Here is a 24391-nt window from a genome sequence, read left to right as displayed (position 1 = left end):
GCCACGGGGCTAACGAAGGTCATCGAATGGGCGATTCAAACAGCAGGCATCCATGTTCTTCATACAGCATGAGCATAGCACACAATCGAATAGGCCTGGTGGGTTCTTGAGGCATCACAAGCACTATGCTACCTTGTGATACATCTGTAATCCACGCTGCACGAGTCGTACCTTACACTAAGTATCGCCACTGTTACGACCGGATGGGATCTCGCTCGATCTGTCCCGGCGTGCGTGCATTCGATAACGTACCAGTTTTACATCAACGCAAACGGTGAAGGAGAAGACACGCTATGACGTTTTCACGGCGTCGCTTCCTTGGCGCCAGCGCAACCATGGCAGGCGCAGGGATAGTTGATTTTCCCGGAAAACACACCAGCAGCATCACCTTTCGGACACATTCGCAGGCAGATCCAGCGGCAAACCCTCCCATCGAACTGATCGCGCTCAACCGAATGGCGTACGGACCTCGACCCGGCGATGTCGCGCGTGTCCAACAGATGGGATTGACCGCATATGTTGATGAACAACTCAACCCCAACGATGCGGACGATGCGCTATGTGCATCGAAACTTGTCAGTGCACGTCTGCGCATCCAGTACGACGCTGGCATGGGCTATCCGGCAGTCGATGAAATGCGCTCGCTGCGCACGATCATCGAAAACTGGGGACTGGCACAACTCTGGCCCCTCACAAAGCATCCAGCTTATCAGGAGCGCATCCGTCCCGTTGAGGAGGTGCGCGCTGCCACGCTGATCCGCGCCGTCTACAGCAAATGGCAGCTGCGTGAGGTGCTGGTCGAGTTCTGGCACAACCACTTCAATGTCGATGCCTACTCTGACACCCGCATTAGCGCAACCTGGCCCCTGTACGACCGTGATGTCATCCGGCGGCACTGTCTGGGCAATTTTCGGAACATGGTGCGGGATGTGGCGAAAAGCATCGCCATGGGGTTCTACCTTGATAACGCCTTCAGCCGCGACGGTCCAGCGAATGAGAATTATGCCCGCGAACTGTTCGAGTTGCATACGCTGGGGCAGGAGAACTATCTCAACCACCTGTACAACCGCTGGCGCGATGTTCCCGGCGCGCTTGAAGGAAATCCGATCGGCTACATCGATCAGGATGTGTACGAGGCGGCGCGTGCATTTACCGGATGGACGATTGCCCACGGTCAGACGATCAGCGGCAGTCTGCGTCTGCCGGATACGGGTGAGTTTGCGTATGTCGATCTCTGGCACGACAACGCACAAAAGAGAGTGCTGGCTTTTGAGATCGACCCCAACCGACCGCCACTTGCGGACGGCGAGGATGTGATTCGCCTGGTCAGCCAGCATCCCGGCACGGCGCGATACATCTGCCGCAAACTCTGCCGTCGCCTGCTCGCCGACGATCCGCCCGCCTCGCTGGTGAACACGCTGGCGAACATCTGGCTCACCAACAAGGACGCACCCGATCAGATCGCCAGAACCGTTCGCGCGCTCCTCCTGTCGGACGAATTCGCCAGCACGTTCGGCAGAAAGGTGAAACGACCGTTTGAAGTGGTGGTTTCATTCCTGCGTGCCACGAATGCGGAGGTCACGCCCAACCGCGATCTCTTCTGGCAGTTGCAGGAGATGGGGTATCGGATGTTCAACTGGGGACCGCCAACCGGACACCCGGAGGAGAGCGCGGCGTGGCTGAGCACGAATGGCATGCTCCGGCGCTGGAATATCATCAACCAGTTGCAGAGCACCTGGCTCAAGGCTGCAACGTTCGATCTGCCAGGGCAGACGCCACCAGGCTTGACGGCACGGCAGATCGTGGAGTTCTGGGTCGGGCGTCTGCTGGCTGTGCCACCTCCAACATCAACCATGAATCGCCTGATCGACCTGATGCGCCAGAACGGTTCGGCGGACGCCCCGCCGACCGGCAGCACCGACGAGATTGTCGACCGCATCAAGAGTGTTGTGACGTTGATTGCGATGACGCCTGAGTTTCAACTGCGCTAGAGGAGACTATGACTGTTTCACGACGTACCTTCATCGTTGGGTGCAGCGCTGCGATTGCAGCAATGACCGGTGGCGCGGTTCGCGGGCTTGCGTTTGCCCAACCCGGCGATACCACCCGCCGCGATATTCTGGTTGTGGTGTTCCTGCGCGGCGGTTGCGACGGTCTGAGCCTCGTCGCGCCGGTGAATGACCCATTCTACAAGGGAGCGCGCGGCGAACTGCGGGTCGAAGAAAGCGGGCAGAACGCCGGACTGTTGCTAAGCAACACCATTCCTGGCGCAGATTTTCGCCTGCACCCGCGTGCCACGCTGCTTCAGTCGCTGTACATCAACCGCTCACTGGCAATTGTCCACGCATGTGGTCTGAGAAATGGCACACGCAGCCACTTTGAAGCGATGGACTACATGGAAGGCGGGATTCCAGAGAGTGGCGTACCGGCGAATGGCTGGCTTGCCCGCTATCTGAACAGTATCAGCGCCAGTGGCTATCTTCCGGCAGTTGCAGCCGGAACACGCGTGCCGTTCTCGATGGTCGGCTTCAACGGCGCTGCTGCGCTGACCGATCCGGCTTCATTTAGCCTGAGCTGGAACTCGTGGCGTTATCGCTCACAACTCAACCAGGCGCTCGATGCGTTCTACTCTGGCGATTCGCCCGTCCAGCAGGCGGGCCGCACCACGCTGACGACGATTGCCAGGATCAACGAGCGTCTGCCGCGTGACTCGCAGGGCAGGGTCATTCCCTACACGCCGGAGATAGGGGTCAGATATCCGGGCGGGCGCGGCGCCAGTCTCGGCAATGCCCTGCGCACGGTCGCAAGCCTGATCAAAATGGATGTCGGTCTGCTTGCTGCAACGGTCGATTATGGCGGGTGGGATACGCACGAAGGGCAGGGATGGATTTTTCCCGAACTGGTTGCAGGGCTTGCAGAAGGGTTGTACGCATTCTACAACGATCTCTGGCGGTACCATGATCGGTTGACGGTGGTGGTTATGAGCGAATTCGGGCGGCGGCTCAAGTCCAACCGCAGTGGCGGCACCGATCACGGGCACGGCAATGTCATGCTCGTGCTTGGCGAGGGGATCCGCGGCGGGAAGATGTACGGCGTCTGGCCCGGACTGGCGACCGAGCAACTCGATAATGGCGTGGATCTGGCGATCACCACCGATTATCGCACAGTGCTGGCAGAGGTCCTGATCAAGCGCGGTGCGCTTCAGACGGTCGATCAGGTCTTTCCCGGCTTTCGCGGATCACCGCTCGGACTCGCCTACTCCCCCGGCGAAACGATCGAACGTCCAAACCGGGTGAACCTGCCGCTCGTGATCCGCTGATCAGTCACGGAGCGCAGTAGTGTCAGGTGAGGGGGAGGAGCGACGTTGCCACCAATATCGCTCCTCCCCGATGTTTACTCCCCAATGATTTTGATCAGCACGCGCTTGCGCCGTTGACCGTCGAACTCGCCGTAGAACACCTCTTCCCACGGTCCAAGGTCGAGTTTGCCGTCGGTGATCGCCAGCACCACCTCGCGCCCCATGATGGTGCGCTTCAGATGTGCATCGGCATTGTCCTCGCCGGTATCGTTGTGGCGATACTGCGACACCGGTGCGTGCGGCGCGAGTTTTTCCAGCCAGCGCTCGAAGTCGTGCCACAAACCCGATTCATTGTCGTTCACGAAGACGCTGGCAGTAATGTGCATGGCATTCACCAGACACAATCCTTCGCGCACCCCCGATTTGCGCACTGCGGCAGCGACCTGATCGGTAATGCGCACGAATGCAACCCGGGTTGGTGTGTTGAACCAGAGTTCCTCACGGTATGAGCGCATAGGCGCATGCCTCCGTCGTTCTACCGTTTCCACTTAATACTGCAACCAACACTCGGTTTCTGCACGGGGTTCACCGGCTGACCCGCCAGAATGGCATCGAGCGCTGCGCGCACATCGGCTGCGGTTGCTTCCCTGCCGCTGTTCGGGCGGGTGTCATCCAGTTGACCACGGTACGCCAGGCGCAGGTCGCCGTCGAAGATGAAGGTGTCGGGGGTGCAGGCGGCGCCATATGCGCGTGCGACATCCTGGGTTTCGTCGAAGAGATAGGGGAAGGGGTAGCCGACGCGCAACGCTTCTTCACGCATCTTATCGGGTGCATCTTCGGGGTACTGGACGGGATCGTTGGAACTGATTGCGATGAACGACACGCCCTGCGGCATGTAGTCCTTCGCCAGACGAACAAGCGCCTGATCGACATGCTTGACGTATGGGCAGTGATTGCAGATGAACATGACCACCGTCGCTTTCGACGATTTCAGTTCGCTCAGCGACATCTGCCGCCCCGAAACGGTATCGGTCAGCGTAAAATCGGGCGCGGTCGCACCCGGCTTCAGCACGGTCGATGCTTCGGATGTTGCGGGCATGGCACTCCTCCTGAAGATATCAACAGACAGACCGCTCAGCGCGCCGTGAGGCGCCCGGCAGCGACATAAACCTTCGCAGCAATGGTTTCCGAATAGTATTGTACCAGATACTGCCGGGCACAGCGCACCAACCGCATTTCGTGGTATGATTCACCCATCGCATCCAGGATGGTGCAGGGCGCGTATGGAAGGTGCAGGAGACCCCGGTTTGCCTGGTCTCCACCTGTTGCCTGTGTACAGAAAGAATATAGAACGCCTATGCAACGCAAACGCGCAGTGGTTATCGGCGCCGGTTTTGGCGGTCTGGCGATGGGTATTCGCCTGCAAAGCCTTGGCTTCGACACCATCATCGTCGAGAAACTGGACGGACCCGGGGGACGCGCGTATGTGAAGCGCGTCGATGGTTTTACCTTCGATATGGGTCCGACAGTCATTACCGTGCCGCACTTCATTGAGGAACTGTTTGCGCTCGAACGCGACGCGGCGAACCTTGCCGCGCCGGATTTTCCGCCAGACGTGCTTGCGCCGGGGGCGCGCGTCACACGCGGCGTCAGCAGCGGTCCCGCTACATCGAAATATGTGACGCTCACGCCAATCATTCCTTTCTACCGGATCTACTTTGATGATGGGACCTTCTTCGATTACGACGGCGATCCCGAACACACCCGCGAGCAGATTCGTCGGCTGGCGCCAGAAGACCTCGAGGGGTACGAACAGTTCCATGCCGCTGCTGAGGCGATCTTCAAGCGCGGTTTTCTCGAACTGGGGTACACCTACTTCGGCGACCTCGGAACGATGCTACGGGTCGTGCCCGATCTGCTGCGTCTCGATGCGGTGCGCCCGCTCTTTTCGTTCGTCAAGCGCTACTTCCGTAATCCCAAGATGCAGCAGGTGTTCAGTTTCGAGCCGCTGCTGATCGGGGGCAATCCATTGCAGGTTCCGGCGATCTATGCCATGATCCACTTTGTCGAAAAGACGTGGGGCATCCACTTCGCGCGCGGCGGCACCGGCGCACTGGTGCAGGGTCTGGTGCGGAAGTTCGAGGAATTGGGCGGGGTCATGCGATACAACAGCGAGGTGCGGCGCATTCTTGTGACCGATGAGCATGGTCGTGAACCGCGCGGTCTGCGCGCGCGGCGCATTGCCCGCGGCGTCGAACTGGCTGATGGAACCCACATTGAAGCGGACGTGGTCGTGTCGAACGGCGATTATGCGATGACCTATCTCCGCCTGATCGATCGCCCGCACCGGCGGATCAATAACGACCTGCGGGTGCGCCTGGCGCGTCAGTCGATGTCGCTGATCGTCATCTACTTCGGTTTCCGCGCCGATCCGCGTGATGCGCAGTTGCGGCATCACAATATCATCCTCGGTCCGCGCTACGAGGGGTTGCTGGAGGATATTTTCAATCGTAAGACGCTGGCGGACGATTTCTCGCAGTATCTGCACATCCCGACGCTCACCGATCCAGGTCTGGCGCCTCCCGGTCACCATGCGGCATACACCCTTGTGCCGGTTCCCCACAATGGTTCTGGCTTGAACTGGTCGCAGATCGCAGAACCATTCGTGGATCGGGTGCTGCGGTTTCTCGATGAGCGCGGCTATCTGCCGGGTCTGATGTATCGTCTGGTGCATAAGAGTTACATCACGCCTGACTATTTCGAGCGCACGCTCAACAGCTGGCTGGGGAACGGATTTGGCGTCGAACCGCTGCTGATCCAGTCAGCGTACTTCCGCCCACACAATCGGAGCGAAGATATCGAACGCCTCTACCTGGTCGGTGCAAGCGTCCAACCAGGCGGCGGCACGCCATCGGTAATGATGTCGGCGAAGATGACGGCGCGGATTATCGCGCAGGACTATGGCATTCCTGAGTCGATCATGCACCGTGCGCCGGAGTCATTGCAGGCGATACGGTAGCGGCGGATCATCTGCATCACAACGAGGCTTCCATGAGTTCAGGCGAGAAGGTTATCCATGATCGCTACCGCACGATCTACACGATCGACGAGCGACCCGGCGTGAAAACATATCGGTGTCGCGATGAACAGAGCGGCGAGTTGACGCTGGTTGCGGAGTTCACAGTTGATGATGAGGCACGGAGCGATCTGGCAATTCTCGCAAAGCAGATCGCGGCGGTGAGTCACGAAGCGCTGCTGCCGCTGCGCGATCATTTCGCCGGGGACTCACACTACTTCATGGTGTGCGCCGATCCCGGCGGTCAGGACCTGGAGCGGTCGATCCGGGCGCGTGGCGGTCCACTGCCGGAAGCCGATGTTCTGGCGCAGGCGAACCGTTTACTCCTGCTTCTGGAACATCTGCACAGTCAGCGTCCGCCCCTGTTCCTCGGCGACCTGGCAGTGACTGATGTCTGGATCACTGATCGGGGCGCCTGGATGGTGACCCCGTTCACGCTGGCGATACCGATTGGGCAGGGTCCATCGCCCTACCGTGCGCCTGAACTGGCACGCGCCGATGCGGAACCGACGACAGTGAGCGATGTCTACACCATCGGCGCGCTGATGTACCATGCATTGACGGGTTGGGCGCCGCCGACGCCGGAGCAGCAGAACGCAGGCATGCCGCTGCCGGGACCACGGACGCTCAACCCGCAGATCTCTCCGCTGGTTGAACAGGTATTGTTGCGCGCACTGCAACTGAAACCGGTCAATCGGTTTCAGCAGGCGCGTGAAATGCGGATCGCGCTGGAAACGGCGCAGATGATGGGCGGACGTTCGCTTGGTCTCGGTCCCGATGTGCTCACCCAGGTGACCACTGCCGAGGCTCAGGCAGCGCCAGAGCCGGTCGCCGCTCCGCCCGAAACATCGGTAACATCGGTTGCACCACCGAACATTGCACCCCCGCCAGCCGCTCCACCGGTTGCACCCGCTCCTGCGCCTGTCGCACCTCCACCATACCCGCAGCCAGTCGCCTATCCCCCTGGTTATGCCCCCGTCCCGCAGCGACAGGGGTTGAGCACCGGGTGCCTGATCACCTCGGCAGTCCTGCTGACTGTCGCGGCGATCGGTGTGTGCCTGGCAATTGCGGTGTTTCTGCCGGGAAGTCCGTTGCGCCAGATGCTCGGCATTGCCGGGTCTGCCCCCGCCTCGACTGCGGCGCCCGTTGATGCGACTCCCGCAGCGACAGCCACGCCAACCGAAGAGAGTGGCGCAAGCGCCGAACCAACTGTTCCGCCTCCCACACCGATCCCGGTTGACGGATCGACGACGCTCAGTCCGAACGCGATTTCACCCCGGAACGTCGCTGCAATTACTGCAACCCGTCAATTATCGATGTCGGTGCTCGGTCCAGTCGCCTATTCGCCCGATGGTCGTTTGCTGGCGGTGGGGGTGAGTGAAGCGGTGAGCCTGCACGATGCGACCACCCTCGATGATCGCGGCACGTGGTTCGACCATACGGGGAAGATCACGTCGCTCGCCTGGTCTGCCGATAGCACGCTCCTCGCATCGGGCGCCAGCGATGATAACGATATCCGAATCTGGGATGTATCAACCGGTACGGTCATCCGACGTCTGAGCGGGCACACCGGCTGGATCCGCAGTCTCGCCTTCGCCCCCGACGGAACATTGCTGGCTTCAGGGAGTACCGATCAGACGGTGCGCATATGGGATGCCGCTACCGGTCAACTGCTGGCGACACTTCGTGGTCACACCGGTTTTATCGGCGGCGTGGCGTTCTCACCCGACAGCGCGACGCTGGCATCTGCCTCGCGTGATGGAAGCGTCCGTCTGTGGGATGTGGCATCGGGGAAAGAAATCAGCGGCTTCAGTTTCCGCACGGCTCTTGACCCAACCACTAATCTGCGTTACTGGGCGACGGGCGTCACATTCTCGCCCGACGGCAAGACCCTGGCGGTCGGTTCGACTGAAGGGGTGGTCTACCTGATCGATGCCACGAGTGGTCAGATCATCCATCAGCTACGCGGTCATACCAACTGGATCGTCATCCGTGGACTGGCATTTTCGCCGGATGGGAAAACGCTCTATTCGGCGGGGCTGGATGCCACCGTGCGCATCTGGGATGTGGAGCGTGGCGTGCAGACCGCAATGCTCGATGTGCATCGGCTTGATATTTTCAGTATTGCCATCAGCCCCGACGGTGAGCGCCTGGCTTCGGTCAGCGACCAGGAAGGGCGCGTCATTGTCTGGGATCTGATGCAGCAGCGTCCCGACCTGAACCTGCGAATCGGTCTTGGATTGATCACGTCGCTCGTTTTTTCGCCAGATAGCGAGGTGCTTGGCTCGGTCGGCTACAACGGGATCATTCAGTTGCGACTGCTGGCGAATGACCAGGTGCGTCAATTCGCTGGCTCAGCCACATCGGTTCAATCACTGGCTTTCCTGCCCAATGGCCGCCTGGCGACGCTCACCGAGCAGGATACGGTGAGACTGATCGATTTCGTTCAGGAAACGACCAGTGATCTGCGGGGGATGACAGGAACACCGCTCTGCATCGCAGCCGATCCCGGCGGATCGGTTGTGGCAGTCGGTGCAAGCGATGGGACGGTGGTGCTGTGGGAAGGTTCGACCGGTCGATTGGTGCGTTCGCTCAAGACCGATCTGCCAGCCGTGTTTCTGGTGGCGCTCAGTTCCGATGGTGAGTTTGTGGCAGCAGCCGGGACGCCGAACGATCCACGGATCGAGATCTGGCGTGTTTCGGATGGTCAGCGGGTGCAAACGCTGAGCGGCATGCAGAATGCGATTACCAGCATCGCGTTTCAGCCGGGCGGAACGTTGTTTGCCGCCACAGGAACCGATGGGGTGTTGCGGATGTGGAACTATCGGACAGGCGTATCCGAACGCAATATTCGCGCCGCGCCGGAGGATGGCTGGTTTACTGCGCTGGCATTCTCGCCGGATGGTGCGCTTCTCGCAACCGGCACCCCTACCGGCGTCATGCAATTCTGGAACCCGGCAAGCGGCGCGGAGATGGGGCGCGTTGAGCAGCAGTTCGGCATTCTGGCGCTGGCGTTCAGTCCCGACGGGGTGCAACTGGCGGCAGCCGGTCGGGACGCCGGTGTCACCATTTATCGCGCCGTGCGCGCCGGGTCGTCATGAGCGAATTAGTAGGTCACACGCACCGGCGTGCCAACCGGCGCCCACTCATAGAGCCACGCTGCCGATTTCAACGGCAGGTTCACACACCCGTGCGAAGGACGCGCGCCGGTGCCGAAGAGATTGTGCCAGTAGGTTCCGTGGAGCGCGACGCCGCCGGAGAAATACATGACGTGCGGCACGTTCGGCACAACCCAGTATTTGCCATCGGTAACGCCATCCATCGTCTGCACCGGCAATTTGGCGTAAATCTGAAAGTTGCCAGTGGGCGTATTCATGCCGTCGCGCCCGGTCGCAACCGGCGCATCGAACACGAGACGATCGTCCTCGTATGCGTAAAGCCACTGTTTGCTCAGGTTGACGACGATCCGTTTGGCTTTGCCCGCAGAACGCGGAGCGGGAACGCTGGCGCGATTGGCGGGCGGGGACGGCGCAGGAGTGCGCGGTGAAGGCGAAGGACGCGCCGCAGGCGGCGGGGTGGGTGCGCCGGATGGTGCGTTGAGCGGAGCGACATCCGGCGCAGCAGGCGCAGGTGGTCCGAAGATCTCGAATCCACGGTTGGGCACAGGGGCAGTGTCCAATCCGCGCAATTCCGCCAGCGCGCGCCCGAGATCGCTGACCTGAATCTCATCGGGAGCGCCTGCAAGCGTTGGAACACGCTCCAGGCGGGCGCGCTCGAAGTACTGCACCTGACGCAATCCGGCGACGGTCTGTTCCCACAGCGGTTCGCTGATCGGCATCCCAAAGAACTCGACGCCACCGGCTGCCTGCCAGAAACCGATGAACGGCTCACGCACACTGTGCCCGGTTTCCGCAAAGAGCAGTTCACCTTCCACCGGCTGGCGATCAGGACGCGGCGGGAAGGTGCGGTAGAGCGCAGCAACATACTCAGCAACCACAGCGCCGGTTCGCACGACTGGCGTTCCGTCGGCGGCAGCAACGCGCTCCAGACGACCCTTCTCGAAGTATTGCGTCGGACCGATCCCTTCGACGGTCAACGTCTCGGTCACAGGGAAACCGAGCAGGCGCGGTCCATCGTGGCTGCGCCAGAAACTCAGGAAACCGTGATCATCGGTCAGGTGATGACCCGTGCGTGGAAAATAGAGTGCACCCGCCTGGGCGAACGCCGGTGTTGCTGCATCTGTTGTCGCCAGAGCGACGATCAGCAGGACAATGATGGTCGAGCGAGCAACGTGGCGCATCATAGATGTTCCCCGGCGGCTGCCGTCGTCGGCATGGACGATTGAAAACGGAGAGGATGGATTGTTGCGAAGACGCCTGAGCCGATTATAACGTCCAATCACGCGATGTCAAGCATGCAGGTTTATGACAGATGAACACCAGAATAACCCTGTGAGCGGGAAGCGCCGCGACATCAGCGACTCCGCCTGGCGGCGTCAACGCCGGTTGTTGATCGGCGCACCGCTCGTGATTGGCGCTGCGGCAGCTGAGTTCTGGGCGCTGCGTGCACCGCGGTCGCTCCACCTTCCCCCACAGCAGCAGGTCGTCACGATCAACCCGAAGATCGGCATCCATACCCGTCTCACCGGTATCGGTGACGAGGGGTACATCCAGCGAACGCTGGAACAGGTGCGTGAAATGGGGGCGCGCTGGGTCGTTGATCTGTTTCCGTGGGCGTATGTTCAGCCGCGCTCGCGCTTCGGGTACGACTGGGCAGGCGCCGATATGGTCGTGCGCCACGCAGTGCGCCAGGGATTGCAGGTTATTGCCCGGCTCGACATCGTCCCACAGTGGGCGCGTCCCCGCAATTCGAGCGACCGGTATCTCGATGAAGCGCACTACGCCGACTTTGCCAGTTATGCAGCAGCGTTCCTCCAGCGCTACCGCGCCGATGGAGTGCGGCATATCATTGTCTGGAACGAGCCAAATCTGGCATTCGAGTGGGGGCGGCGCCCCCCCGATCCCGCCGGGTATGCCGCGCTGCTGAAGGCAGTGTACCCGCGCGTCAAGGCTACCGTGCCCGACGCTGTGGTGATCGCCGGGGCGCTTTCGCCGGGCGGCGACCTGGGTGACCAGGCTGAAGTGCGGATGGGGGATTTGCGCTACATCACCGAACTATACGCCGCTGGCGCCGCTCCCTGGTTCGACGCCTGGGCGGTGCACAACTACGGGGCGCAACAACCGCACGACGCTCCGCCTGCCCCGGAAGAAGTCAACTTCCGACGTGTCGAACTGATCCGTGATCTGCTGACATACCTGGGTGATCGCCACAAACCAATCTTCATCACCGAAGGGGGATGGAACGATCACCCGCGCTGGTCGGCGGCGGTGCGTCCGGCGCAGCGCGTGCGCTGGACGATTGGCGCGTACCGGATGGCGCTGGAGTGGACGTGGCTGGAAGCGATGTGCCTGTGGCAATTCAGCACGCCCTGGCAGGCGCGCACCTACCAGGATAACTGGAATTTTGTGGCGGCGGACGGAACGCCGAAGGCGATCTACTGGGCTGTGCGCGACTATGCTGTACCGCCGGATCTGCGGCGATAAACGCGCGCGCGAGATCGCGATAGACAGCGGCCCGTCGCACATAGTCGCGCGCGGTCGGGTTGGCGGCGATATCCTCCGGAGCGACGATCCCCTGGTTGTGCCAGGCGGCGAGCGCCTGCCAGGTCACCGGCACGCCTTCGTGCCGCGCGCGATGGACGCCACGCTCCAGGTTGGCGGCAAGGTATTCGACCGCCAGCGCCGGCTGGATCAATTCACGGTTGATCGCGGCGTACAACTCCGTCTGCGTGCGGTAGCGTTCCGGATCAATCCGGCTCCCCTCGATGCGCAGCGGCATGAAGAGGTGTCCCGATACGCCTTTGACCGGAAGTTCGCCACGCAGCATTTCGAGCGCCACCGAAGGACGAATGTTGCTGGGCCAGACTGTCAGGTTTGCGCCGCAGGCGTTGATCACCATCTGCGCCGCCTGATACCACGGCGTCAACGGGCGCAACGGCGGCACCGCTTCCTCCAGCCATCCAAAATGCTCGTTGTAGAGCACCAGCGCAATCACTTCCGCAAATGCAGCGTCATCCATCCCGGAAATTGTTGGATCGTTGTGACGCGCCGCTGCATTGATGATCACCGGGCGCAATGCTTCCATCTGCCGCGCAAACGCCGGTCGCACGAAGGGTTGCGGGTGTGCTGGAACGGTAACGGATGCCGTCAAAGCGCTGGCGAGCAACGTGGTCAGTATGATGAAAACCAGCAGTCTGAAACCGAAAAGCAGGGGGCGCGCAACGGAATGCCGCAGTTTCGTGGATCGCCTGGAGCGTTCAACGTTCAGCATACCCGTATTCGATATGCAGCGGCGTCCCCATCGCCGCAGCGCGATACACCGCCAGTGTTCGCTCTGCGGTCGTGCGCCAGGAGAAGCAGCGCGCGCGCGCCAGCCCGCGTGCCCGCAACTCGGCGCGCAGGTCGGCGTCAGCGAGGAGACGCAGCATCGCCTGCGCCAGTACATCGGCGTCGTCAGGCGGAACGATCAATGCTGCCGCCCGATCCAGCGATCCCTGTGTCGCACCGACGACTTCAGGGAGACTGCTGCTGTTGCTGACGATGACCGGCGTACCGCACGCCATGGCTTCCAGCGGCGGCATGCCAAACCCTTCGTAGAGCGAGGGAAAGACGAACATCGTGGCAGCGGCGTACCAGAGCGCCTGATCGTCCTGATCGATGTAACCGGCAAAGCGGAGCCGGTCTCCGAGATCGAGTTGTTCGGCGCGCTTCAGGATCGGCTCGTACAGCCAGCCTTTTGCACCGCCGATGATCAGCGGCGCATCGACATCGCGCGCAATCCGGGCATACGCCTCGAGCAGCAGTGGCAGGTTCTTGCGCGGTTCGAGCGTGCCGAGAAACAGGATGAATCGATCGGGCAGGCCAGTGCGCCGGCGAAAGGCTTCGAGCCGGACAGGATCGGGCGGTGCGAAGCGTGCATCAGCGGCGTTGGGCGTCACCACCACGCGATCCGGCGGAACGTGGAGCCAGCGCACAATCTCGCGTCTGGTAAACTCCGATACCGCCAGCAGATAGCGGGCGCGTCGCGCTGCAACCCGGATCGCCCACTGCGTGTACGCCCGATTGACCCGGCGAAACGTCTGCGGGAACAGAAATGCACTCAGATCGTGGATCGTCACTACCGATGGAACCGGGCATGCCAGCGGAACGACATTGAGCACGCCATGATACACGTTTGCGCCTTCGAGACGCAGCAGCAACGGCGCCAGCAGTTGTTCCCATGGAATGCGCACACGCGGATTGATGGTCGGCAAACGACTGGGTTTGACTCGAAAATTGGTCGGCAACCCCAGCGCAGCGCCATCGAGACCGCGAGTGGTGTAGATCGTATAACGATTCTCCCTGTCGATACCACCCAGATGGATCAGCAGCGCCTCGACATAGTTCGAGACCCCTGCGCGGCGGAAGGTGCGCGTATGGGCAAGAAGATGCGCATTGACAGCAATATGCATGCAGGGTTCGTTTATAATAGATTAAGGCAATGCAGCATACGTCGGCGAAGGAATAACGCCCCAATGCTCACGCGGCCAGTACGAAATCCACGCCTGCCCGATGATCCGATCCAGCGGCAAACTGCTCCACTCGCGCGAGTCGCTGCTGTTGGCGCGGTTGTCCCCCATCACGAACACCGTGCCTGGATCGACCACGACGGGACCGCGCGCGCACGGGTCTTCCAGGCGGCACGTAGTGGTGATTCCCTGAAGGTACGGCTCATCGAGCAGAACGCCATTGATATACACGCGCCCCTCCCGGATCTCGACCGACTCTCCCGGCAGGGCGATCACGCGCTTGATATAATCTTTGCTCATATCACGCGGATACTCGAACACCACCACATCGCCGCGACGCGGGGTGCGAAAAGGATAGACGACGCGCGGCGGCAGATCGGCATTGCCGGGCAACAGGCGCAGGGGCGCATTCAGGTCGAAGTGAAAGAAGATCAGTTTGTTGACCAGAATATACTGCCCGCTGTGCAGATTCGGCTCCATGCTTTGCCCTTCGATCTTGAAGTTCTGGATCGCGCCGCGCACAATCAGAAAAACCAGGAGAATGAAGACGGCGGTTTCCAGCATTTCCCGCACCACACTGCGAACAGCAGGCATCGGGTGCGGGGCGGCGGTTGCGACGTCGGTCGTTTCGACCGGATGATCGGCGATTGATGGTCGATCAAGACCAAGGCGGCGACGGAGTGGTGTTTCGTCCATATCTTCTGTACCAGACCAGATTGTGCTGGCGCACAGGGTGATGCGCCAGATTTTCAGGAATTGATGACGATCGGCAATGCATGGCGCCATACGCACCATGCGTCAGGATTATACCTGATCAGGAACAAGAATGCTAGCAGGTGAACCCATGCGCTACACCGGTCTCGTTGACGCGCTCGATGATGAAACGTTGCGTTGCAATGTCTGTCAGTGGCGGTGCGCGTTGAAACCACGCCAGGCAGGGCGTTGCAGAGTGCGTGTGCGCGACAATAACGGTCTTGCGGTGCATAACGATGGTCTTATTAGCGTAGCGACAGTCGGACCGATTGATGAGCACCGGTTGTGGCACTTCTTTCCCGGCACCCAGGTGTTGACGCTTGGGGGGTGGGGCTACGCCTTCCCTGAGGACGGCCATCGTGGTCAGTATGGCAGCATACCTCCCGATGATCAGCATCGACGGCGGCTTGCGCCGGAGCGTGCTGCCACATTCGCGCTGGAGCGCCTGTGCCGCGGCATTGTCTGGGGGCACAGCGACCCTTCAGTGGCGCATGAGTATGTCTTCGATCTGCTGCGCACCGCGCGCGCCGCCAGCCGATACACGGCGCTGATCACCAGCGGGTTCCTGACGATTGAAGCGCTCGATCAGATCGGGCATTATCTCGACGGTATCTGCCTGGAATTGCGCGCATTCGATGATGCCGCCTACCGGCGTCTCGCTGGCGTTGAGCAATGGCGGGGCATTCTGGAGGTGGCGGAACATGCCTTTCATCGCTGGCACTGCCATGTCGAAGTGGTGACCCGCCTGCACCCCGGCGTGAATGATGCCGCCGACCAGATCCATGAACTTGCCCGCTGGATCCGATCCGCGCTCAGCCCGTTCACCCCCTGGCACGTTTTGCCGGGCGACGCAGGCGCGGCGGCGGCAGCGGCGGTTGCACGCGCGCGTCGCACCGGCGCCGAAGCAGGACTGTTCTATGTGTACGGACCGGAACCAGGACAGGAGACGATATGCCCGTCGTGCGCATCGGTGGTGATCGAGCGCAGCGGTCGGATCGCACGTATGACGGGTGTCCAGGATGGACGCTGCACCTGTTGTGGCGCAGACCTGCATCTGCGTACATCGATTTTCAAGCGATCATGACACACACCCACGATCCATGATCTGCTACAATCATACGGAGTAACCGAAACATTCAGGAGCAATCATGAACAGCGGTTCAGATCAACAACCTTCAGAAGCGCACAGCAGTACGTCCTTCATCGGGCTTTCGCCAGCTGCGCGCCTGATCGTCCGTCGCGATGGCGTGATTGAACGACGGATCGTGTTGGGAGAGGTTGCTGTGACAGCCGGACGGGCGCTGAGCAACGACCTGGTGTTGAGTTACGAGGGAGTCTCACGTCGCCACGCCGAGTTCCATCCCTGCCCGGAAGGGGTGATGGTTGTGGATGTCGGCAGCGCCAACGGCACCTTCGTTGACGGTCACCGCCTGACGCCCCACAAACCCCATTTACTGACCGACGGCATGTTCTGCACGATTGGTCCATACACCGTCTCGTACCACGCACCAGGGTCGCCGACATCAGTTGCCGCGCTGAAGACGGTTGCGCTGCCGGATTGACGCTACTCGTTCGTCCAGTAAACCTCGGCTTCTTCGTCGAAATCGTCGCTCTCCCAGGTTTCGATGCGCTCTTCCGGCGCCGCACTGTGAGCGCGCGTTGCAGGCGCAGCACGCGTCCGGGCGACTGCTGGCTTGTCGCGCTCATCACGCCTGGGGCGACTGCGGAAAACGATCTTGATCGGCGTACCGGTGAAGTCGTAACGCTCACGAATGCGGTTTTCCAGATAGCGCGCATACCCCCAGTGCACCTGTTCCGCCTGATTGGCGAAGAACAGAAAGACCGGCGGCGCAACCTGCGGTTGGGTTGCATAGTAGATCCGCAGATGTGCACCCTTGTGAACAGCAGTCGGAGGATGCTCATATGTGGCACGACGGAGCAGCGTGTTGAGTTCAGAGGTTGGGATGCGGCGCTGACGGTTGCTGGCGATCTCCAGCGCCAGCGGCAAGACCTTATCGACACGCTGCCCGGTCTTTGCCGAAATGAACAGCAGCGGCGCGTAGGAAATGAACTTGAACGCTTCACGAACATGACGGCTGAAGGCATCGAAGGTTGTGTTGTCCTTCACCACCAGATCCCATTTGTTGACCAGGATTGCCACCCCTTTGAGCGATTCGAGGATCATGCCAGCGATATGCGTATCCTGCGCAGTCACCCCTTCGGTCGCGTCGATGAGAAGCAGAGCGACATCAGCACGTTCGATGGCGCGCAGGGCGCGCATCACGCTGTAGCGTTCGAGTCCGCGTTCAATCTTGCCGCGACGACGGATTCCGGCAGTGTCGATCAGCAATGCTTTGATGCCGTCGATCTCAACCGGCGTATCAATACTGTCGCGCGTTGTGCCGGGAACATCGCTCACGACACTGCGCTCCTGACCGATCAACCGGTTGAGCAGCGACGACTTGCCAACGTTTGGACGCCCAACAATTGCGATCTTGACCGCAGCATCATCTTCCTCCGCTTCGATGATCGGCAACACGTCGGTCACCCGGTCGAGCACATCGCCAACGCCAATCCCGTGGTAGGCGCTCATCGGGATGGGTTCACCCAGGTTCAGCGCGTAAAACTCAACCGCATCAAGCGCGCGTTCGCGGTTGTCGGCTTTGTTGGCGGCAAGCACGACCGGTTTGCTGGCGCGACGCAACACTTCGGCAACAGCGGCGTCGGCAGCGGTCAACCCTTCGCGGCTATCAACAATGAAGATGATCGCGTCAGCTTCTTCGATTGCGATTTCCGCCTGTTCGCGCACGCGCCGGGCAATTTCCAGTTGTGGCGTGCCCGGCGTCAGATCATCTTCATCGAGGAGCAGACCGGCGGTATCGACAACGGTGAACACGCGACCGTTCCATTCGGTGTCACCATACAACCGGTCGCGGGTAGTGCCGGGAATATCTTCAACAATTGCGCGGCGCTCACCGATCAGTCGGTTGAACAATGTCGATTTCCCGACATTCGGGCGCCCTACCAGTGCAACGATCGGTTTCATAAGGTCATCCCTCCAGACTCACGGCAGTGCGCTCTCCCTGCGTCTTCACGAGCGGATGCCCCTTTGCGCGGGCGCGCGCCAGCGCCTCAACGCACGCGGCATCGAACTCTATCCCTTTTCGCTCACGAAGATAGGCAATCGCCTGTTCAGCGCTCCACGGTTCTTTGTACGGTCGAACGCTGGTCAGCGCATCGAATACATCGGCGACCGCGACGATGCGCGCGATCCACGAAATCTGGTCGCCGGCGATGCGGTGCGGATACCCATTGCCGTCGAGTCGTTCGTGATGCTGAAGCAACGCTGGCAGTTCAACACGCAGCAGACGCCTCAGTTCCTCCTGGCTCATGATCTCGTACCCCTTGACCGTATGGCTGCGCATCTCAATCAGTTCTTCTTCGGTCAGACGCCCCGGCTTATCGAGGATGGAGTCCGGTACGCCGATCTTGCCAATATCGTGCAGCAGACTGCCGATGCGCACATGGAATATCTGCTCGTCCGAAAGCTCCAATTCTTCCGCAATCGCAATCGAAAAATCTGAGACGCGGCGCGAGTGCTGCCGATTGTTGCGGTCGCGCGCGTCCACCGCTTCAACGAGCGCCTTGATCATGCCCAGCAGCAGGTTCTGCGTATCGGCGTAGAGGCGCGATAGTTGCAGCACCGTTGCCGAGAGGTTGGCGAACGACTCAAACAGGCTTACATCATCATCGGTGAACGCACCATCGATTTTGTTGAGCGCCTGAGCGCCGCCGATAATGCGCGCCTCGACCCGCCCGCGCCCGGCGCCGAGTTCGATACCCGGCGCACGAAGTGGCACGCACAGGATCGAGCGCGTCACAAACCCGCTCTGCTGATCGACCGCCTGGTAGTGGCGCGCATCCTCGCGCACATTGTCCACCCGAACGATCTGACCGGTCGCCACGACATGCCCGATGATCCCCTGACCAAGCGGCACTGTGATGCCGGTGACCTGCTCGCCGCGCGAACCGGTGGCGACGTGGGATCGCACCACCGGATTGGTCTCATCGCTATCGTCGATCTCCCACACCGACGTTGCTTCGCAGTTGAGCAGATCGCGGGCGTAGTCCATGATCAGGGTCAACAACTGCTGGCGGTCGAGCGTGGTCGTCAGGCGGGCGGCAATATCCGCCAGGGCGCGCTGGCGCCGTTCGCGGCGATACGTCTCTTCAAGCAGGCGGGTTTTGTCGATCACGCTGACCATCGTGTTGCCGAGGATGCGTAACAGCGCCAGTTCTTCTTCAGCATCGACCGCATCGTCGGGCAGGTTGAAGACCTGCACCACGCCAACCGGGCGCTCTTCGATCATCAGCGGAAGGCAATACATGGTGCGCAGGCGGATGGATGCCAGTTCGCCGATGCTGCGATCCCAGCGCGAATCGCTGGTAACATCGCTGACAAAGATCGGTTCACGGGTGCGCAGCGCCGCTCCCGCCACGCCACGGTTCGCCGGGATGCGCATGCCGAGCAGACGCTGGCTCGTCTCGTCGCCTTTGACCACGTGGAACACCAGTTCATCGCGCTCCGGGTCGTACAGGTAGAGCGTGCCAGCTTCGGCGCGGGCTTCTTCAACGAACAGGTCAAGCGTCCGATCGAGCAGCGCCGCCAGATTCGCCTGCGCAGCCGTCTGGGTGGCGCGCTGCACCACGTTCAGGATACGTTGAATACTCAGGGTGTGCACTGGCATGTTATTCCCTCCGCTCGATCCTGAAACCGTTGCTCAGGGCGCGACGCTCAAGGCGCGCACATAGCGCACAATATCGTCCGGTTCGCCAGCGACGGCAACCACGGCGCCGCTTTCGGCGCCAATGCGCTCGATGGTGTACTCATCGATGGTGCGTGCACCGGTATGATCGAACATAACCCGCGGCAACAGCACCCGGCGGGCCCCCGCCGCACGAATAGCCGGTGCGACATCCTGACCCATCAGCAACCCGGAGACGGTCACCGTTTCGCCGAAGAACCGGTTGACGACCGGCAACAGGCGGGCGTGCAGATTGACGATCCGGTTCAGACGGTCGATGACACGCTGAAGAATGGGAGCGATCAACGTCCCGCAGACAATTGTCAGTTCGGCGGGTTGCGGCAGACGGGCGGGCAGACGACGTTGCGCTTTCGCCCATCCATCCAGGAAGTCGCGCGTCATACCGACCCCATTCGAATACTGGGGCATGCCATCATAATCGGCAGCCGGCGGCAGGTCACGCCCACAGAGCAGGTAGAACTCGTCGGACGCATACACGAGACCGATGCCGTAGCGCCGACGAAAATCCGCCTGGTACGCTTCAACGAGATCGATAATGCGCGGCGCTTCGTCAGAGCGGTAGCAGCGCATCGGCACATCGGCGGCGACGATCTGACGTGCGCAATACCCCAGGTTCGCCACCTGTCGTTCGTGCGGATGCAGCGCATCGTCCCAGCGTGGTTGCCGTTCCCAGGTCGCATCGATCCATTCCGGCGTCTCGTGGATCTGGATCGCGGTTTTGATCGTTTGCGGTCGCTTTCCCTCGAAGCGATACTTCGTCAACCCAACCGGCACCACTGCAATCGTCTGCACAATCGGATAGAGCGCCGCCAGGTCGCGAATACTCTGATGGAGCGCCTCACCATCGTTAATCTGCGGCAGCGCAACGATCTGGGTATGCACCGTCACGCCGATCCGACCAAGACGCCTGATCTGTTCCAGGACATCCGGCACATCGGGTTTCCCCAGCAGCACCGCCCGCAACGCGCGGTCGGTCGCGTGGACGGAAATGTACTGCGGGCTGAGGCGCTGCTGCTCGATCCGCTGCCAGTCCGCCTCCGTCAGGTTGGTAAAGGTCACAAAATTGCCGTACAGAAAGCCGAGACGATAGTCATCGTCCTTCAGGTAGAGCGAACGGCGCAACCCTTTCGGCATCTGGGTCAGAAAGCAGAACGGGCATTTGTTGTTGCAGGTGCGCAGACGGTCAAAGAGCGGCTCGACGAACTCGATCCCCAGATCGTCATCAGGGTCTTTCTCGATCTCGTAGATGAACTCCTCATCACCGCGACGCACCAGCAACTCGATAGTCTCTTCGGCAATAGCAAAACGGTAATCGATCACGTCACGCAGACGGAGATCACCCACCGCCAGCACCACATCGCCCGGTTGCAATCCGAGTTCGGCGGCGATGCTGCCAGGGGCGACGGCGGCGATCTCGCCACCTTCGCCGGTTATACGCTTCAGATCGGGTTGATATTCCATAAACGCGCGCCTGCAAACAACTCAGCATTCAGCGATTGAAATCGCCTCTGGAAGGCTTTTCGCCGGGCGTCCACCTGCGTGGACGCTGCCACGGCGCCCGCCTGGGCGGTCGCCCGGCGCGAAGCGTCCTCTCAGGCGCGGTTTCAACCGCCGCCGGTTATACGCTTCAGATCGGGTTGATATTCCATAAACGCGCGCCTGCAAACAACTCAGCATTCAGCGATTGAAATCGCCTCTGGAAGGCTTTTCGCCGGGCGTCCACCTGCGTGGACGCCGCCACGGCGCCCGCCCGGCGCGAAGCGTCCTCTCAGGCGCGGTTTCAACCGCATGCCTGAGCAGTTACGCAAACACAACAAATTTGGTGCGGTTCGAACCGCACCCGCGTATCAGTATACCACAGGGGCAGGGGAATTGCTGCGTGCAACCGGCATCACACGTGTTTCGCCCAACTGGAAGTACGCGCGGTCGTCTCCGCGCCTACCTGATTGTCAGCGGGAGATACACGCGCACCGGGAACGACGAACGCACGATCTTCTGGTCTGACGTAGCATCGGCGTCTCCGCACCGCTGCGCCTCCATGTGAGCCCGTCCAGTGCACGCGGAGACGCGGAGCACGCGGAAGGATCAGAACCGTGACGGTACGATTCAACCTCTGTGAGAACCGCTATATTGCTCAATCTTCATCAACCCTACGGCGTTCTTCACGCCTCCATCTTTTTGCGCCAGTAGCGCGCCAGACCGTGCCAGCTCATCTCGACCGCGCCAGCCTGCGCATACTGCTGACGCACCGCTTCGTTCGCTTCGGCGCCCATCTCGGCATCGGCAAGCGCCGCAAGTTGCGCTGCCGCAGTCGCCTCGTCATCGCCGCGCTCGAGACCCGCGCGCACTGTTTCAGCCCAACGCATCGTATGTTCCCACATTTCGGCAATGTGCCGCTCCGGATCGTGCGCCGGACCAAAATGGGTCAGCAGCAGCATACGCGGCTTGAGCGCCAGCAGCATATCCAGCGTGCGCCGCCACGCTTCCAGATCAATGTCCGGCGGCGGCGTGGCTGGACGCACATAGGTATACCCCGGCATCCGCAGACCGGTTGTATCGCCCACCCATGCCGCACCGGTCGCCTCATCGAGATAGATCAGGTGATGAGACGCATGTCCCGGCGCATCGAAGACCCGCAGGGTTCGACCGGCGACGCGGATAGTCTCACCGCCGCCGAGGGTCACAACCGCCTCCACCGGAACCGGCAGGAACTCGCCCCACAGATAATCCATCTGCCCCCCGTAGATGCGCGTCGCGCTGCGTAACAACTTATCCGGCGCAATCAGATGCGGAGCGCCACGATGATGAACATAGACTTTCAGGTGCGGAAAATAGCGCACCAGCGATCCGGTGGCGCCCGCATGGTCCAGGTGGATATGCGACAGGACAATGCCGTGCAGATCGCTGAACTCCAGACCGATCTGTCTCAATCCGGTTTCGAGATTCGGCAGCACACTGGCAGGACCGGGATCGACAATCACCGGATTCTCCCCCAACAACACGTACGTTCCGACCACCTGGGGGCGTCCGAGGTGATAATCATCGACCAGCGCGATGTTCTCCGGCAATCCATAACGGTCGTCGGTCATGCGGGCACGCTCCGTTTCATTTCAGGGAAATGCTTGTTCCAGGCTTCTATGATACCGGAGATGGTTACTGGTATCACTCAAACACAGCGCAATCCGGGCTGAAGCGAGCGCCCTGCCGCTATCGGTGGAAGCTGAACGGTGCAACCGGCGCATCGCCAGGAGGCTTATGCGGAGCGAGAGAACTGCGGAGAACTGAACAAATCCGTCCTTTGCAGCGGCAAGGACGCATCCTGCATGACATGCCGCTGTACCGACGATGCTTACAACAATCACGCAGACGCACTCAGAACATTATGTCGATCTCGTGCTGTCACCCCTCCAGGGACAACGGCTAATCCTCGCTCCGCTGCATGATCACATCGAGGAGTTCGAGCAACACATTCTTGACGCTCTCGCGATCGGTCGCCATGCATGGCAACACTTTGATATGCGCCGGAAGGCGCAGCGCCAGGCGCAACTCTTCCGGCGACCATGCATTGGGGCGATCCTGCTTGTTGGCTGCTACCACGTAGGGGGTTTCGCGGTAGGACATAAAGAAATCGATGATGCGGTTCGTTTCGCGGAACGTCTCGGGGCGGGTGCTATCGACAAGGATAACCAGCCCCAGCATTCCTTCCGACAGAATCTCCCACATGAAATCGAAGCGCTTCTGCCCTGGCGTGCCGAACAGGTGCAACACCAGGTCATCACCGATTGCAATGCGACCAAAGTCCATTGCAACCGTGGTTTCCTTCTTAATCAGGCGGGTATCGTCAGTCGCGCGACGTTCAGTCGAAACCACCTCGATCTCGCTGATCGTCTTGATGAACTCAGTTTTACCGGCGTTGACTGCGCCGCTGATGACCATTTTTACCGTCTGCACACCGGTCCTCCGTGCTGACTGCGCCGCTACATACCACGAATGCGGTTGATAATGCGGGTTACCAGGCTCTTTTTGATACGTGGCGCCTCAGCCAGGGGTCGGCCCGTGGCCAGCATCGGCACCGGCGCCGGCTTGCGGATGACATCGACCAACCCGGCGGTGAGAAAGCCATAGACAATCCGACAGACATCGAACTCGCTCATACCCGTCTTGCGGGCAATTTCCGCCAGCGTGTCTTTGCCATTGATACGCGCAAACACGCGCCACTCATCGGCGGCGAGATTGATCCCCTTGGCACGCTCGATAGGCTGCTCAATGAACTTCACCACCATATCGGTGCTGGGAATGCGGTCTTTGATCCGCCCCCACTCATCGATACGCCGCACCCCCTCCATGATCAGGTGCTCGACGGGCAGCGGCGTCGGCATGATCGGCGCCGTCGGTTCAGGACGCTGCCCCTGCTCAAAGCGAAACTCACCCTCATTCCAGCCGAACAGCGCATACACCGACTCTTCGATATGCTGTTGCAGCACCCGTTGCAACTCATCACGCCCGATCAGGTTGAGATCGATCAACACCTGCGACATGCTTGCGCCGTTCTGATTCTGATGCGCCTGTGCTGCCTGCTCCGCCTGTACTGGCGTCAACTTCCCCTTGCGAACCAGCAGATCGGTCACCGGAACATTGTCGTCCTTGCGCGTTGCCGTGAGCAGTTTGCCCTTCTCGAAATAGAGCGACGCCATCTCATCGGTGCGACTCAGGTGCAGACAGCCTGTCTTGTAGCCTCGATCAACAAGGTACAGAAAATCCGAGAGACCAAAATCACGAATGTTACCGACCAGCGGCATGGGTTTCCTCCA

General features: G+C 60.8%; 18 protein-coding genes. 7 read left to right on the top strand and 11 right to left on the bottom strand.

What is annotated here, in order from left to right; translation table 11 throughout:
- Positions 1 to 293 precede the first annotated feature (293 nt).
- Together ROSERS_RS11140 and ROSERS_RS11135 are read left to right on the top strand one after the other, a co-directional pair.
- Entirely contained in the window at positions 294 to 1991 is a 1698-nt protein-coding gene (locus ROSERS_RS11140) for a DUF1800 domain-containing protein (RefSeq protein ID WP_011956885.1), read from the top strand.
- An 8-nt stretch (positions 1992 to 1999) separates the two neighbouring features.
- Positions 2000 to 3319: a DUF1501 domain-containing protein gene (locus ROSERS_RS11135; protein WP_011956884.1), complete on the top strand. Its 1320-nt coding sequence runs from the start codon at positions 2000 to 2002 to the stop codon at positions 3317 to 3319.
- 74 nt (positions 3320 to 3393) lie between these two features.
- On the opposite strand, the gene ROSERS_RS11130 is transcribed toward ROSERS_RS11135, so the two are convergent.
- A complete protein-coding gene (locus ROSERS_RS11130; RefSeq protein WP_011956883.1) occupies positions 3394 to 3813 on the bottom strand; it encodes a secondary thiamine-phosphate synthase enzyme YjbQ in 420 nt (139 codons plus the stop codon).
- Between the two features lie 20 nt (positions 3814 to 3833).
- Positions 3834 to 4397 carry a thioredoxin family protein gene (locus tag ROSERS_RS11125; protein ID WP_011956882.1) on the bottom strand — a complete coding sequence of 188 codons (564 nt, stop codon included), beginning with the start codon at positions 4395 to 4397 and terminating at the stop codon, positions 3834 to 3836.
- A gap of 258 nt (positions 4398 to 4655) precedes the next feature.
- Here ROSERS_RS11125 and crtI point away from each other — a divergent pair, with 258 nt between their 5' ends.
- Together crtI and ROSERS_RS11115 are read left to right on the top strand one after the other, a co-directional pair.
- Positions 4656 to 6317 (top strand): phytoene desaturase family protein, encoded by a 1662-nt coding sequence (crtI, locus tag ROSERS_RS11120; RefSeq protein WP_011956881.1) that lies wholly within the window; start codon positions 4656 to 4658, stop codon positions 6315 to 6317.
- Between the two features lie 32 nt (positions 6318 to 6349).
- Positions 6350 to 9475, top strand: a complete 3126-nt coding sequence (locus ROSERS_RS11115) for an outer membrane protein assembly factor BamB family protein (protein ID WP_011956880.1) — start codon at positions 6350 to 6352, stop codon at positions 9473 to 9475.
- Between the two features lie 5 nt (positions 9476 to 9480).
- On the opposite strand, the gene ROSERS_RS11110 is transcribed toward ROSERS_RS11115, so the two are convergent.
- A complete protein-coding gene (locus tag ROSERS_RS11110; protein ID WP_011956879.1) occupies positions 9481 to 10677 on the bottom strand; it encodes a L,D-transpeptidase in 1197 nt (398 codons plus the stop codon).
- A gap of 121 nt (positions 10678 to 10798) precedes the next feature.
- On the opposite strand from ROSERS_RS11110, the gene ROSERS_RS11105 reads away from it, so the two are divergent.
- Positions 10799 to 11977 (top strand): hypothetical protein, encoded by a 1179-nt coding sequence (locus ROSERS_RS11105; RefSeq protein WP_011956878.1) that lies wholly within the window; start codon positions 10799 to 10801, stop codon positions 11975 to 11977.
- 773 nt (positions 11978 to 12750) lie between these two features.
- Here the strand turns inward: ROSERS_RS11105 and ROSERS_RS11095 are convergent.
- Positions 12751 to 13944: a glycosyltransferase family 4 protein gene (locus tag ROSERS_RS11095; RefSeq protein WP_011956877.1), complete on the bottom strand. Its 1194-nt coding sequence runs from the start codon at positions 13942 to 13944 to the stop codon at positions 12751 to 12753.
- Positions 13945 to 13965: 21 nt separating this feature from the next.
- The gene (lepB, locus tag ROSERS_RS11090) at positions 13966 to 14787 is read right to left on the bottom strand and encodes a signal peptidase I (protein ID WP_232282823.1); all 822 of its coding nucleotides are present in this window, start codon (positions 14785 to 14787) and stop codon (positions 13966 to 13968) included.
- A 40-nt stretch (positions 14788 to 14827) separates the two neighbouring features.
- Between lepB and ROSERS_RS11085 the strand changes: the two genes are divergently transcribed.
- Positions 14828 to 15838 carry a radical SAM protein gene (locus ROSERS_RS11085; protein ID WP_232282822.1) on the top strand — a complete coding sequence of 337 codons (1011 nt, stop codon included), beginning with the start codon at positions 14828 to 14830 and terminating at the stop codon, positions 15836 to 15838.
- A 64-nt stretch (positions 15839 to 15902) separates the two neighbouring features.
- Positions 15903 to 16316, top strand: coding sequence for an FHA domain-containing protein (locus tag ROSERS_RS11080; protein ID WP_011956874.1), 414 nt, complete (start codon positions 15903 to 15905; stop codon positions 16314 to 16316).
- A gap of 2 nt (positions 16317 to 16318) precedes the next feature.
- Here the strand turns inward: ROSERS_RS11080 and der are convergent, their stop codons facing one another.
- From der to ROSERS_RS11050, 6 genes are all read right to left on the bottom strand, one after another.
- On the bottom strand, positions 16319 to 17800 hold the full coding sequence (der, locus tag ROSERS_RS11075) for a ribosome biogenesis GTPase Der (protein WP_011956873.1): 1482 nt from the start codon (positions 17798 to 17800) through the stop codon (positions 16319 to 16321).
- Positions 17801 to 17804: 4 nt separating this feature from the next.
- Complete coding sequence (locus ROSERS_RS11070) at positions 17805 to 19502, bottom strand: HD domain-containing phosphohydrolase (protein WP_011956872.1); 1698 nt, start codon at positions 19500 to 19502, stop codon at positions 17805 to 17807.
- A 33-nt stretch (positions 19503 to 19535) separates the two neighbouring features.
- The gene (locus ROSERS_RS11065) at positions 19536 to 21041 is read right to left on the bottom strand and encodes a DUF512 domain-containing protein (protein ID WP_011956871.1); all 1506 of its coding nucleotides are present in this window, start codon (positions 21039 to 21041) and stop codon (positions 19536 to 19538) included.
- Positions 21042 to 21742: 701 nt separating this feature from the next.
- Positions 21743 to 22669 carry an MBL fold metallo-hydrolase gene (locus ROSERS_RS11060; RefSeq protein WP_011956870.1) on the bottom strand — a complete coding sequence of 309 codons (927 nt, stop codon included), beginning with the start codon at positions 22667 to 22669 and terminating at the stop codon, positions 21743 to 21745.
- 331 nt (positions 22670 to 23000) lie between these two features.
- Positions 23001 to 23531, bottom strand: a complete 531-nt coding sequence (locus ROSERS_RS11055; RefSeq protein ID WP_011956868.1) for a GTP-binding protein — start codon at positions 23529 to 23531, stop codon at positions 23001 to 23003.
- A gap of 26 nt (positions 23532 to 23557) precedes the next feature.
- Complete coding sequence (locus ROSERS_RS11050; RefSeq protein ID WP_011956867.1) at positions 23558 to 24379, bottom strand: DUF4388 domain-containing protein; 822 nt, start codon at positions 24377 to 24379, stop codon at positions 23558 to 23560.
- Positions 24380 to 24391: the final 12 nt, after the last annotated feature.

It is taken from the genome of Roseiflexus sp. RS-1, assembly GCF_000016665.1.
In the GTDB taxonomy this organism is placed as follows: Bacteria; Chloroflexota; Chloroflexia; order Chloroflexales; family Roseiflexaceae; genus Roseiflexus.
This window is presented reverse-complemented; position numbering and strand designations above follow the sequence as displayed.